Origin of the sequence: Pantoea sp. ICBG 985 (assembly GCF_002928365.1) — a bacterium.
GTDB lineage: Bacteria > Pseudomonadota > Gammaproteobacteria > Enterobacterales > Enterobacteriaceae > Pantoea > Pantoea dispersa.
In genome coordinates this window covers 380,382-393,068 of record NZ_POWM01000002.1, presented here as the reverse complement: position 1 = coordinate 393,068, position 12,687 = coordinate 380,382, and the positions used below count along the sequence as shown (strand labels likewise).

General features: G+C 60.1%; 15 protein-coding genes and 1 other annotated feature. Of the genes, 14 read left to right on the top strand and 1 reads right to left on the bottom strand.

What is annotated here, in order from left to right; all coding sequences use genetic code 11:
- Positions 1-101: 101 nt before the first annotated feature.
- The 3 genes from puuD to C1Y42_RS07805 are packed head-to-tail and all read left to right on the top strand — an operon-like array spanning position 102 to position 2,722.
- Positions 102-866 carry a gamma-glutamyl-gamma-aminobutyrate hydrolase gene (puuD, locus tag C1Y42_RS07815; protein ID WP_104093140.1) on the top strand — a complete coding sequence of 255 codons (765 nt, stop codon included), beginning with the start codon at positions 102-104 and terminating at the stop codon, positions 864-866.
- The gene (gene puuR / locus C1Y42_RS07810; RefSeq protein WP_031280073.1) at positions 863-1,420 is read left to right on the top strand and encodes an HTH-type transcriptional regulator PuuR; all 558 of its coding nucleotides are present in this window, start codon (positions 863-865) and stop codon (positions 1,418-1,420) included. The genes puuD and puuR overlap by 4 nt, the downstream gene beginning before the upstream one ends.
- Positions 1,421-1,441: 21 nt before the next feature.
- Complete coding sequence (locus C1Y42_RS07805) at positions 1,442-2,722, top strand: FAD-binding oxidoreductase (RefSeq protein ID WP_058782004.1); 1,281 nt, start codon at positions 1,442-1,444, stop codon at positions 2,720-2,722.
- Positions 2,723-2,917: 195 nt separating this feature from the next.
- On the opposite strand, the gene C1Y42_RS07800 is transcribed toward C1Y42_RS07805, so the two are convergent.
- On the bottom strand, positions 2,918-3,745 hold the full coding sequence (locus C1Y42_RS07800) for an SDR family oxidoreductase (protein ID WP_058782005.1): 828 nt from the start codon (positions 3,743-3,745) through the stop codon (positions 2,918-2,920).
- A gap of 180 nt (positions 3,746-3,925) precedes the next feature.
- On the opposite strand from C1Y42_RS07800, the gene hisL reads away from it, so the two are divergent.
- From hisL to C1Y42_RS07745, 11 genes are all read left to right on the top strand, one after another.
- A complete protein-coding gene (hisL, locus tag C1Y42_RS23400; RefSeq protein ID WP_100396937.1) occupies positions 3,926-3,973 on the top strand; it encodes a his operon leader peptide in 48 nt (15 codons plus the stop codon).
- Positions 3,949-4,070, top strand: a sequence feature (His leader region). It overlaps the preceding gene by 25 nt.
- A 54-nt stretch (positions 4,071-4,124) precedes the next feature.
- Positions 4,125-5,024, top strand: a complete 900-nt coding sequence (hisG, locus tag C1Y42_RS07790; RefSeq protein ID WP_031280070.1) for an ATP phosphoribosyltransferase — start codon at positions 4,125-4,127, stop codon at positions 5,022-5,024.
- Positions 5,025-5,027: 3 nt separating this feature from the next.
- Positions 5,028-6,335, top strand: coding sequence for a histidinol dehydrogenase (hisD, locus tag C1Y42_RS07785; protein WP_058782006.1), 1,308 nt, complete (start codon positions 5,028-5,030; stop codon positions 6,333-6,335).
- Positions 6,332-7,408 carry a histidinol-phosphate transaminase gene (gene hisC, locus C1Y42_RS07780; protein ID WP_058757314.1) on the top strand — a complete coding sequence of 359 codons (1,077 nt, stop codon included), beginning with the start codon at positions 6,332-6,334 and terminating at the stop codon, positions 7,406-7,408. The genes hisD and hisC overlap by 4 nt, the downstream gene beginning before the upstream one ends.
- On the top strand, positions 7,405-8,472 hold the full coding sequence (hisB, locus tag C1Y42_RS07775; RefSeq protein ID WP_021509354.1) for a bifunctional histidinol-phosphatase/imidazoleglycerol-phosphate dehydratase HisB: 1,068 nt from the start codon (positions 7,405-7,407) through the stop codon (positions 8,470-8,472). The genes hisC and hisB overlap by 4 nt, the downstream gene beginning before the upstream one ends.
- Positions 8,472-9,062 carry an imidazole glycerol phosphate synthase subunit HisH gene (gene hisH / locus C1Y42_RS07770; protein WP_021509353.1) on the top strand — a complete coding sequence of 197 codons (591 nt, stop codon included), beginning with the start codon at positions 8,472-8,474 and terminating at the stop codon, positions 9,060-9,062. Before hisB ends, hisH begins: the two co-directional genes overlap by 1 nt.
- Positions 9,062-9,799, top strand: a complete 738-nt coding sequence (gene hisA / locus C1Y42_RS07765; RefSeq protein WP_059011594.1) for a 1-(5-phosphoribosyl)-5-[(5-phosphoribosylamino)methylideneamino]imidazole-4-carboxamide isomerase — start codon at positions 9,062-9,064, stop codon at positions 9,797-9,799. Before hisH ends, hisA begins: the two co-directional genes overlap by 1 nt.
- Complete coding sequence (gene hisF / locus C1Y42_RS07760; RefSeq protein WP_104093138.1) at positions 9,781-10,557, top strand: imidazole glycerol phosphate synthase subunit HisF; 777 nt, start codon at positions 9,781-9,783, stop codon at positions 10,555-10,557. Before hisA ends, hisF begins: the two co-directional genes overlap by 19 nt.
- A complete protein-coding gene (gene hisIE / locus C1Y42_RS07755) occupies positions 10,551-11,162 on the top strand; it encodes a bifunctional phosphoribosyl-AMP cyclohydrolase/phosphoribosyl-ATP diphosphatase HisIE (RefSeq protein ID WP_021509350.1) in 612 nt (203 codons plus the stop codon). The genes hisF and hisIE overlap by 7 nt, the downstream gene beginning before the upstream one ends.
- A 105-nt stretch (positions 11,163-11,267) precedes the next feature.
- Positions 11,268-11,744 (top strand): YbaK/prolyl-tRNA synthetase associated domain-containing protein, encoded by a 477-nt coding sequence (locus C1Y42_RS07750; protein ID WP_104093137.1) that lies wholly within the window; start codon positions 11,268-11,270, stop codon positions 11,742-11,744.
- 66 nt (positions 11,745-11,810) lie between these two features.
- Positions 11,811-12,608: an ABC transporter substrate-binding protein gene (locus tag C1Y42_RS07745; RefSeq protein WP_021509348.1), complete on the top strand. Its 798-nt coding sequence runs from the start codon at positions 11,811-11,813 to the stop codon at positions 12,606-12,608.
- Positions 12,609-12,687: the final 79 nt, after the last annotated feature.

Here is a 12,687-nt window from a genome sequence, read left to right as displayed (position 1 = left end):
GAAGAACAACCAGACGGTTGCTAGATTGACAATATATTGCACACTTTTTCTACTTAGCGCGCAAAACCGGCGAAAATATTGAACAGCAGCGTGGAGACGTAATGGGCATTATTTTTGACAAGCCTTTGATTGGCGTAGTGATGTGCCAGAACCCCATCGGCAACCACGTTGGGCAGACCGTGCATAACAAATACCTCGACGCCGTGGTGCTGGCTGGTGGCGTGCCGCTGCCTTTGCCGCATCAGCTAATGCACGCGCCGCAGCTATTAGAAAACAGTATGACGCTGCTGGACGGCATTTTGCTCACCGGCAGCCCAAGCAATATTGAACCCTGGCATTACGGTGGAGAGGGCCATGAGGCGCATGCCGATCCGTCGCGTGACCGCTTATCCTTTGCACTTATCACCCACGCCAGCGGGAAAAAGATGCCGATGCTGGGCATCTGCCGCGGTTTGCAGGAGCTGGTGGTCGCCAACGGCGGCGCGCTGCATCGCCAGCTGCATCAGACGCATCTGTTTCAGGAGCACCGCGAAGATGACAGCCAGCCGCTGGAGCAGCAGTACGCGCCGGCGCATCTGGTGCAGCCCGAACCCGATGGGCTGCTGAGCCAGCTGCTGGGCAGCGCTGCTGCGTTCGCGGTCAATTCGCTGCACGGCCAGGGCATCCGCGAGCCTGGTCCGCAGTTACGCATTGAAGCGCGCGCGCCGGATGGCCTGATCGAAGCCGTCAGCCTGCGCCAGCATCCGTTTGCGCTGGCGGTGCAATGGCATCCGGAGTGGCAATCCGATCGCGATCCGGTCTCGCGCCGTTTATTCGAGGCCTTTATCCACGCCGCAGCACGTTATCACAAGGAAAAGCAGCCATGAATGATGCCACTCTGGCGCCCGGACGACGCTTATCGCAAATCCGGCAGGAGTTGGGATTGTCTCAGCGTCGCGTCGCTGAGTTGTCAGGTTTAACACACAGCGCCATCAGTACCATTGAGCAGGATAAAGTCAGCCCGGCAGTCAGCACGTTACAAAAGCTACTCAAAGTGTATGGGCTGTCGCTGTCGGAGTTTTTCTCGGAGCCGAAAGTGAATGCCACGCCGCGCATCATCGTGCGCCCGGATGATTGCGTTGAGATCGGCAGCCTCGGTGTTTCTTTACAGCTGATTGATAACGGTGCGGCGAAGCGCGCGCTGGCGATGCTGCTGGAGCGCTACGAGCCGGGGGCCAGCACCGGTGAAAAGCTGCGCCATCCGGGGGAAGAGACCGGCACGGTGCTGGAGGGGGAAATCACCCTGGTGGTTAACGGTCAGAGTTATCACCTTAACCGCGGCGAAAGCTACGTGATTGATACCGGTTTGCCGCACAGTTTTACCAATACGTCAGATCAGCCGTGTCGCATTGTCAGCGCGCATACGCCCGCCAATTTCTGAGTTCACGCGCTACAGGAGGTTATGATGCACCACGTGCAAAGTTATTACGCCGCGACCGCCAATGCGCACGCGCCGTGGCCGCAGCTGCAGGAGAGCATTCAGTGTGACGTCTGCATCATCGGCGGCGGGTTTACCGGGCTCTCTTCCGCGCTGTTTCTCACCGAAGCCGGTTACGATGTGGTGGTGCTGGAAGCGGCCCGCGTCGGCTTTGGCGCCAGCGGCCGCAACGGCGGCCAGGTGGTGAATTCCTACAGCCGCGATGTCGATGTGATTGAGCAGCGCTACGGCAAACAGACTGCGCAGATGCTGGGCAGTATGATGTTTGAAGGGGCGGAGATTATCCGCGACCGTATCGATCGTTACGCCATCGCCTGCGACTATCGTCCCGGCGGCATTTTCGCAGCGCTCAATCAACGCCAGATGGGGCATCTGCGCAGCCAGCAGGCCAGCTGGGCGCGTTACGGCAACAGAGATCTGGAGCTGCTGGACGAGCGCGGTATCCGCCGTGAAGTGGCCACCGACCGTTACGTCGGCGGCCTGCTGGACCGGCGCGGCGGCCATCTGCATCCGCTCAATCTGGCGTTAGGTGAAGCCGAAGCGATTCGCCGGCACGGCGGCCGTATATATGAGCAGTCGGCGGCGCTGGCAGTGACCTACGGCGCACCCAATCGGGTCAAAACCGCGCAGGGTGAAGTCAGCGCCACCTTTGTGATTTTTGCCGGCAACGCCTATCTGCCGTCGCAACTGGAACCACGGCTGGGGCGAAAAAGCATGCCGTGCGGCTCACAAATCGTCACCACCGAGCCGCTGAGCCGCGATCAGGCGCTGGGGCTGATGCCAAATAACCACTGTGTGGAAGATTGTAACTATCTGCTGGATTACTTCCGCCTGACTGCCGACAACCGCCTGCTGTACGGCGGCGGCGTGGTGTATGGGGCGCGCGAACCGGAAGACATCGAGGCGTTGATCCGGCCCAAGCTGCTGCGCACCTTTCCGCAGTTGCGCGACGTGAAGATCAGCCATCGCTGGAGCGGTAACTTCCTGCTCACGCTGTCGCGCATGCCGCAGTTTGGTCAGTTGGAGAAGAATGTGTTCTTTATGCAGGGCGATAGCGGACATGGCGTGACCTGTACGCACCTCTCCGGCAAGCTGATTGCCGAAGTGCTGCGCGGCCATGCAGAGCGGTTTGATGCGTTTGCGAAGCTGCCGCACCTGCCGTTTCCCGGCGGAAGACGCTTTAAGGTGCCACTGACGGCGATGGGCGCGGCCTGGTATGCGTTAAGGGATCGGCTGGGGGTTTAGGTGGGTGCGGTTTGCTGCCCTCACCCCGGCCCTCTCCCACGGGGAGAGGGAGAAGGATGGTGCGTTCATCTGCAGGGAGAGGGAGAAGGACGGTGCCTTTATTTAAGCCGGGAGCAGTACCAGGAATGCGCGCTCGGGCGGTTCCCTCTCCCGCGGGCGGGAGAGGGTTAGGGTGAGGGCAACCCCGCACCGCCCCTACTCCAGCGGCATCTTCATCGGGTCATCGTAGCTGTACTCAAACCCCAGCTCGTGACAAATCTTCGAACCGTCAATCACCTTGCCGCTGGCGCGCACCGGCTCGGCAACAAACGTCGGTGGCACCAGGCCTAACTGCTTCGACACCCTCGGGTAAAAGCTGTCGCGTGACGGGTGTTTCGGGGCGCACAGGTTGTAAACGTGCCCGCCCTTCGGCGTTTGCAGCAGCAGCACAATCGCGTCGACCACATCATCAAGATGCACCAGGTTCACCGCGTGCGCGCCGTTTTCCAGGTTGGTTTTGCCGGCGAGGAAACGGCCCGGATGGCGGTTCGGGCCGACCAGTCCGGCGAGACGCACAATATCCACGCTGGTGCCCGGCAGGTCATGCAGCCAGTTCTCCAGCTCTACCAGCGTTTTGCCCGCCACCGTCTCCGGCTGCAGCGCACTGCTCTCTTTTCTCACGACGTCGCCGCTGCCGTATACCGAGGTAGAGCTGGTAAAGATGATGCGCGGCACTCTATTCGCCAGCGCGGTATCGACCACGTTCTGCACCGCCTGCATGTAATCTTCGCCGCCCTGCACGGTGCGGCTGGCAGGCAGCGTCACCACCAGCGCATCCACCGCCATCAGCGCGGCCAAATCGTCGGCTTCACACTCCAGCTCCGGTGACAGCACCAGCTGAAACGCATCAATACCACAGCGGCGCGCCGCATCGACGCCGTCCGGTGAGGTTTTGCTGCCGGTCACCTGCCAGCCGCGCGCTGACAGCGCCATCGCCAGCGGCATTCCCAGCCATCCCAGACCTACAATCGCCACCTTTTTCATATCGACTCCTGCTCTCCCGCGCTAAGACACCCCATCTTAGTGCCAGCGCGCCAGCCAGACCAGCGCAAACTGTTGCCGAAGGTTGCGAAAACTGACGTTAAAAAAGGGTTGCCAAGCGCCGCCATCTTCGTTAGGTTAATCAGCACGCAAATGAATACTCATTCAGCAACGGAATTTTTTATGACACGCGTTCAGTTCAACCACCATCATCACCATCACCCTGACTAGTCTTTCAGGCGATGTGTGCTGGAAGACGTTTAGGATCTTCCAGTGGTGCGAGCGCAAAGAGAGCCCCCGGAAGATCATCTTCCGGGGGTTTTTTTATGGGCGAACGCAACCCGATACGCTTCAGACAGGATTGAATAAGAGGACAGGAACCATGTTAGATAACACCCGTTTACGCATAGCTATGCAGAAATCTGGCCGTTTGAGTGATGAATCACGCGAATTGCTGGCACGCTGCGGTATTAAAATTAACCTTCAGCAGCAGCGTCTGATTGCGTTTGCGGAGAACATGCCGATCGACATCCTGCGCGTACGCGATGACGATATCCCTGGCCTGGTGATGGATGGCGTGGTCGACCTCGGTATCGTTGGCGAAAACGTGCTGGAAGAGGAGCTGCTGACGCGCCGCGCACAGGGCGAAGACCCGCGCTACTTTACGCTGCGCCGCCTCGATTTCGGCGGTTGCCGCCTGTCACTGGCAATGCCGGTGGATGCCGAGTACACCGGTCCGCAATGCCTGAATAATGCCCGTATCGCCACCTCTTACCCGCACCTGCTGAAGAAATACCTTGATAAACAAGGCATCGCGTTTAAATCCTGCCTGCTGAACGGCTCTGTTGAAGTGGCACCGCGCGCCGGTCTGGCCGATGCCATTTGCGACCTGGTGTCTACCGGCGCCACGCTGGAAGCTAACGGCCTGCGTGAAGTTGAAGTGATCTACCGCTCCAAAGCGGTGCTGATTCAGCGCGACGGCGAACTGCCGGCGGCGAAACAGCAGCTGGTGGATACGCTGATGACGCGTATTCAGGGTGTGATTAAAGCGCGTGAATCCAAATACATCATGCTGCACGCGCCAAGCGAGCGGCTGGAAGAGGTTATCGCCCTGCTGCCGGGTGCCGAGCGCCCTACCGTGCTGCCGCTGGCCGGTGAAGTGAGCCGCGTGGCGATGCACATGGTGAGCAGCGAAACGCTGTTCTGGGAAACCATGGAAAAACTGAAGGCGCTGGGTGCCAGTTCGATCCTCGTGTTGCCAATTGAAAAAATGCTGGAGTAACCGATGAGCGCAATCATGCAACCTATCGACTGGCAGGCGTGCAGTGCCGAACAGCAGCAGGCGCTGCTGCAGCGTCCGGCAATCTCGGCATCGGCCAGCATCAGCGCCACCGTGCAGGACGTGCTGGTGCAGGTGAAACAGCAGGGCGACGCGGCATTGCGGGCGTTCAGCGCGCGCTTCGACAAAGCCCAGGTGGAGAATCTGCGCGTGTCTGCCGCTGAGATGCAGGCGGCCGGCGAGCGGCTGAGCGACAGCTTAAAGCAGGCGATGGCAGACGCCATGGCGAATATCGAAACCTTCCACAACGCGCAGATTCTGCCGCCGGTGGACGTGGAAACTCAGCCGGGCGTGCGCTGCCAGCAGATTACTCGTCCGGTGAAGTCGGTCGGCCTGTATATTCCTGGCGGCTCGGCGCCGCTGTTCTCTACCGTGCTGATGCTGGCAACGCCGGCGCGCATTGCCGGCTGCGGCCGTGTGGTACTGTGCTCGCCGCCGCCGATTGCCGATGAAATTCTGTACGCGGCGCAGCTGTGCGGCGTGCAGGAAGTGTTTCAGGTCGGCGGCGCGCAGGCGATTGCCGCCCTCGCCTTCGGCACAGAAAGCGTACCGAAAGTAGACAAGATTTTTGGCCCGGGCAACGCGTACGTGACCGAAGCAAAACGCCAGGTCAGCCAGCGTCTCGACGGCGCAGCGATCGACATGCCAGCCGGTCCGTCTGAAGTGCTGGTGATTGCCGACGAAGGCGCGACACCGGCGTTTGTCGCCTCAGATTTGCTGTCGCAGGCCGAACACGGTCCGGATTCTCAGGTGATTCTGCTGACGCCTTCACGGCAGCTGGCCGAAGGCGTGGCGCTGGCGGTTGAACAACAGCTGGCGCAGCTGCCGCGCGCCGCCACCGCGCGTCAGGCGCTGGAGAGCAGCCGCCTGATTGTGGCGCAGGATCTGGCGCAGTGCGTGGAAATCTCCAATCAGTACGGCCCGGAGCACCTGATTATCCAGACGCGCCAGCCGCGCGCGCTGGTTGAGGAGATCACCAGCGCCGGTTCGGTGTTCCTCGGCGACTGGTCGCCGGAATCCGCCGGTGATTATGCCTCCGGCACTAACCACGTGCTGCCGACCTATGGCTACACCGCGACCTGCTCCAGCCTTGGGCTGGCCGATTTCCAGAAACGCATGACGGTACAGGAGCTGACGCCGCAGGGCTTCCTCAACCTCGCCGCCACCATTGAAACCCTCGCCGCCGCGGAACAGCTGGACGCGCACAAAAATGCCGTGACCCTGCGCGTCGCCGCCCTGAAGGAGCAAGCATGAGCAACAACGTTGAAGATTTAGCCCGCGCCAACGTGCGCGCGCTGACGCCCTATCAGTCTGCTCGTCGCCTCGGTGGCAACGGTGACGTATGGCTGAATGCGAACGAATTTCCGCTGCCGGTGCCGTTTGAGCTGTCGCAGCAGACGCTGAACCGCTATCCGGAGTGCCAGCCCAAATTAGTCATTTCGCGCTATGCCGCCTATGCCGGCGTTCAGCCGGAGCAGGTGCTGGTGAGCCGCGGGGCGGATGAAGGGATTGAGCTGCTGATGCGCGCCTTCTGCGAACCGGGCAAAGACGCCATTCTGTTCTGCCCGCCAACCTACGGCATGTACAGCGTCAGCGCCGAAACCATCGGCATTGAGTACCGCACCGTGCCGGCACTGGATAACTGGCAGCTCAATCTGCCCGCCATCGCGGACCAGCTGGACGGCGTGAAAGTGGTGTACATGTGCAGCCCGAACAACCCGACCGGCAATCTGATTGATCAGGATGACATCCGCCAGCTGCTGGCGATGACCGCCGGCAAAGCGCTGGTGGTGGCCGACGAAGCCTATATCGAGTTCTGCCCGCAAGCAACGCTGGCCGGCTGGCTGCAGGAGTTCCCGCACCTGGTGATTCTGCGCACGCTGTCGAAAGCCTTTGCGCTGGCTGGCCTGCGCTGCGGCTTTACGCTGGCCAACAAGCCGGTGATCGATCTGTTGCTGAAGGTGATTGCACCTTACCCGCTGGCGACGCCGGTGGCCGACGTGGCGGCGCAGGCGCTGAGCGAGCAAGGCATCGCGCTGATGCGTCAGCACGCGCAGCAGCTTAACGACAACCGCGCCTGGCTGTGCGAACAGCTGCCGCAGCTGAGCGTAGTGCAGCAGGTCTTCCCGAGCGAGACTAACTATATTCTGGCGCGCTTCACCGACTCGCCAAAAGTGTTTAAAACGCTGTGGGATCAGGGCATTATTCTGCGCGACCAAAACAAAAACCCTGGCCTGGCGGGATGTCTGCGCATCTCCATTGGCACCCGTGAAGAGTGCGAGCGCCTGATCGCCGCGCTGCAAGCCTTATCTGTGGAGCAAGCATGAGTCAGAAGATCCTTTTTATCGACCGCGATGGCACCCTCATCTCTGAGCCGCCGACGGATTTTCAGGTGGACCGTATGGAGAAGCTGGCGTTTGAGAAGAACGCCATCCCGGCCCTGCTGGCGCTGCAGGAGGCGGGTTATCAGCTGGTGATGATCACCAACCAGGACGGCCTGGGCACTGAACGTTTCCCGCAGGCCGATTTTGACGGCCCGCACAACCTGATGATGCAGATCCTGCGCTCACAGGGCGTGAACTTCAGCGACATCCTGATCTGCCCGCATCTGCCGGAAGAGAACTGCGACTGCCGCAAGCCAAAGACCAAAATGGTTGAAGCCTGGCTGGCCGACGGCGCGCTCGATACCGCCAACAGCTATGTGATTGGCGACCGTCTGACCGACATCCAGCTGGCGCAGAACATGGGCATTCAGGGCCTGCGCTACGGTGCGGAAGGCGAAGACTGGGACGCGATTCAGGCGCGCCTGACCAAACGCGACCGTCACGCGCTGGTGAACCGCAACACCAAAGAGACGCAGATCAAAGTGGAAGTGTGGCTGGATCGCGAAGGCGGCAGCAAAATTAACACCGGCGTCGGCTTCTTTGATCACATGCTGGATCAGATCGCCGTGCACGGCGGCTTCCGCATGAACATCGAGGTGAAAGGCGACCTGTATATTGACGATCACCACACGGTAGAAGACACCGGCCTGGCGCTGGGCGAAGCGCTGCTGAAGGCGCTGGGCGACAAGCGCGGCATCGGCCGCTTCGGCTTCGTGCTGCCGATGGATGAGTGCCTGGCGCGCTGCGCGCTGGATATCTCCGGCCGTCCGCACCTCGAATACAAAGCCGAGTTCAGCTACCAGCGCGTTGGCGACCTGAGCACCGAAATGGTCGAGCACTTCTTCCGCTCGCTGTCGTACGCCATGATGAGCACGCTGCACCTGAAAACCAAAGGCCGCAACGATCATCACCGCGTGGAAAGCCTGTTCAAAGCCTTTGGCCGCACACTGCGTCAGGCGATTCGCGTTGAGGGCAACACCCTGCCGAGCTCGAAAGGAGTGCTGTAATGAACGTGGTGATTCTTGATACCGGCTGCGCCAACCTCTCTTCGGTTAAGTGGGCGATTGAGCGCCTTGGCTACACGCCCGCGGTGAGCCGCGATCCGGACGTGGTGCTGCGCGCCGACAAACTGTTTCTGCCCGGCGTCGGTACCGCACGGGCGGCGATGGACCAGCTGCAGGAGCGCGATCTGATCGAGCTGGTGAAAGCCTGCACCCAGCCGGTGCTCGGCATCTGTCTCGGCATGCAGCTGCTCGGACGCGGCAGCGATGAGAACGGCGGCGTCAGCACGCTGGGCATCGTTGATGAGCCGGTATCGCTGATGGATACCCAGGGTTTACCGCTGCCACACATGGGCTGGAACCAGATCACCGCGCAGGCCGGCAATCACCTGTTCCGCAACATTCCGGACGGCAGCTACTTCTACTTTGTGCACAGCTACGCCATGCCGGTGAATGCCGCCACCATCGCCCAGTGCGACTATGGCCTGCCGTTCACCGCCGCCCTGCAGAAAGATAACTTCTTCGGCGTGCAGTTCCACCCGGAGCGCTCGGGTAAAGCCGGCGCGCAGCTGCTGAAAAACTTCCTGGAGATGTGATGATTATCCCCGCATTAGATTTGATCGACGGCAAAGTGGTGCGCCTGCATCAGGGTGACTACGGCCAGCAGCGCGATTACGGCAACGATCCCCTGCCGCGCCTGCAGGATTATGAACGCCAGGGCGCAGAAGTGTTACATCTGGTGGATTTGACCGGAGCGAAAGATCCGGCAAAGCGCCAGATCCCGCTGCTAACCACGCTTTTACGCGGCGTCAGCGTGCCGGTGCAGGTTGGCGGCGGTATCCGTCATCGTGACGATGTGGCCGCCCTGCTGGCAGCCGGCGCTACGCGCGTGGTGGTTGGCTCCACCGCAGTCAAGCAGCCAGAAGAAGTGAAAAGCTGGTTTAGCGAATTCGGTGCCGACGCCATTGTGCTGGCACTTGACGTGCGCATTGACGCCAGCAATCGCAAAGAAGTGGCGATCAGCGGCTGGCAGGAAGCGGCAGGCGTGACGCTGGAAGAGGTGATTGGCTGGTATCAGCCGGTGGGCCTGAAACATGTACTGTGTACCGATATTTCGCGCGACGGCACGCTGAGCGGTTCCAACGTGGCGCTGTATCAGGAAGTGTCCCAGGCGTTTCCGGACATCGCGTTTCAGTCTTCCGGCGGCATCGGTTCACTGGACGATATCGCTGCCCTGCGCGGCAGCGGTGCACAGGGTGTGATTGTCGGTCGCGCCCTGCTGGAAGATAAATTTACGGTAGCGGAGGCAATTGCATGCTGGCAAAACGGATAATCCCCTGTCTGGACGTGCGTGACGGGCAAGTAGTGAAAGGCGTGCAGTTCCGCAACCACGAAATCATCGGCGACATCGTCCCGCTGGCGCAGCGCTATGCCCAGGAAGGCGCTGACGAACTGGTGTTTTATGATATCACCGCCTCTTCCGACGGCCGCGTGGTGGATAAAAGCTGGGTATCGCGCGTGGCGGAAGTGATCGATATTCCGTTCTGCGTCGCCGGGGGCATCAAAACCCCGGAAGATGCGGCGCGCATTCTGCAGTATGGCGCAGACAAGATCTCCATCAACTCACCCGCGCTGGCCGATCCGACGCTGATTACCCGGCTGGCGGATCGCTTCGGCGTGCAGTGCATCGTGGTGGGCATCGATACCTGGTTTGATGAAGCCAGCGGCAAGTATCACGTCAATCAGTATACCGGCGACGAAGCGCGCACCCGCGTTACCCAGTGGGAAACGCTGGACTGGGTAGAGGAAGTGCAGAAGCTGGGCGCTGGTGAGATCGTACTGAATATGATGAATCAGGACGGCGTGCGTAACGGCTACGACCTGGTGCAGCTGAAGAAGGTGCGCGATGTGTGTAAGGTGCCGCTGATCGCTTCCGGCGGCGCAGGAACCATGGCGCACTTCCTCGAAGCCTTTGAGCAGGCAAACGTCGACGGCGCGCTGGCGGCTTCGGTGTTTCACAAACAAATTATCAATATCGGCGAGTTGAAAAACTTCCTGATCGACAACGGTGTGGAGATTCGCGCGTGTTAACTGCAGAACAACTGGCCAGACTGGACTGGGCCAAAACCGCGGGCATGATGCCCGTCATCGTCCAGCACAACGTTTCCGGCGAAGTGCTGATGCACGGTTACATGAACGAGGACGCGCTGCACAAGACGCTGGCCGACGGCAACGTCACCTTCTTCTCCCGCACTAAAAACCGTTTATGGACCAAAGGCGAAACGTCGGGTCACTTCCTTAAAGTGGTCAGCATCACGCCGGATTGCGATAACGACACGCTGCTGGTGCTGGCCAATCCGATAGGCCCCACCTGCCATCTCGGTACCTCAAGCTGCTTTTCGCCTGCTGCACCGGACTGGACGTTCCTGTATCAGCTGGAGCAACTGCTGGCCTCACGTAAAAGTGCCGATCCGGCCAGCTCCTATACGGCGAAGCTGTACGCCAGCGGCACCAAGCGCATCGCACAGAAGGTGGGAGAAGAAGGCGTTGAGACCGCGCTGGCCGCTACCGTCAATGACCGCCATGAACTGACTAACGAAGCCTCCGACCTGCTGTATCATCTGCTGGTGCTGCTGCAGGATCAGGAGCTGGACCTCAGCACCATCATCAACAACCTGCGCGCACGCCATAAGTAACAATTGTGCGCCATGCTGCTCAAAACGGGCTTTCTGGCTCGATTTTGAGCAGCATACTTCGCAAAAGAGTGCGATCAATTGCGCTTCATCAGAATGGAAACCCTCATGACCACGCATGAAAAACTGCTCGCCCTGCTCGATCAGCATAACGCCCGTTACCGACTCATGGAGCATGAAGCGACCGGAAAGTGTGAAGCTGTGGCCGCGATTCGTGGCACAGAAGTGGGACAAGGTGCCAAAGCGCTGGTGTGTCACGTCAAGGGCAACGGCATCAAACAGCATGTGCTGGCGGTGCTACCGGCCGACCAGCAGGCCGACCTGAGTAAAGTGGCAGCCGCCGTGGGTGGCCGTCGCGCCTCGCTGGCCTCGCCGGCTGAGGTGGATGCGCTGACCGGCTGCGTGTTTGGCGCGATTCCGCCGTTTAGCTTTCATGCGGATTTACAGCTGGTGGTCGACCCGCTGCTGTTCGAGCGCTACGACGAAATTGCCTTTAACGCAGGGCTGCTGGAGAAGTCGGTGATGCTTCAGGTAGAGGATTACCGCGCACTGCATAATGGTAACGTGATGAAAATAATACTCTAATTGCCATACACCACGCTGAGCGGTACTCTCGATGACTTATCATCACGACAAAAGAAGACCGCAACTATGGCAAGTTCCCGTTTTACCGCCCGTCTGCGTCAGACGCTGGCACTGGCTGTGCTGGCAGGCTGCGCGTTCGGCGCTCAGGCAAAAATCGATCAGGTGCGTTTCGCCGTTGATCCAACCTATCCCCCTTTTGAATCCAAAACGCCGCAGGGCAAGCTGGTCGGGTTTGACATCGACCTCGGCAATGCGCTGTGCGCACAGATGCAGGCCAAATGCGTGTGGGTCGAGAGCCAGTTCGACGGCATGATCCCGGCGCTGAAGGCGCGTAAGTTTGACGCCATCCTGTCGGATATGGGTATCACCGAAGAGCGTCTGAAGCAGATCGACTTCACCGTGCCGCTGTATGACACCCACACCCAGCTGATTGCGCGTAAAGGCTCCGGCCTGCTGCCCACCGCGGAATCGCTGAAAGGCAAAACCGTGGGCGTGGAACAGGGCACCGTGCAGGAGCGCTACGCGCTGGCGAAATGGCAGCCGCACGGCGTGAACGTGGTGCCGTATGGCGATCAGGCACAGGTTGAGAGCGACCTGATTTCCGGACGTCTTGACGTGGTGTTCACCGATGCCGCACAGGCCGCGAACGGCTTCCTGAAGCATCCGCAGGGCAAAGATTTCGAGCTGGCTGGCCCGATTGTGCAGGATCCGATTATCGGCCCCGGCACCGCCATCGGCCTGCGCAAAGGCGACACCGAATTAAAAACCGCGCTGGACAATGCTTTCGCGGAGATCAAAAAGAACGGTACTTTTGATACCTTGCAGAAGAAGTATTTTGCAACGGATATCTCTATTAAACAGTGATCGATGGGGCGGCGCATTTGCCGCCCTTTTTCCAGCAGAACTATAATTCCCTTCATCAATTTCATGCGGCGCGGCCACG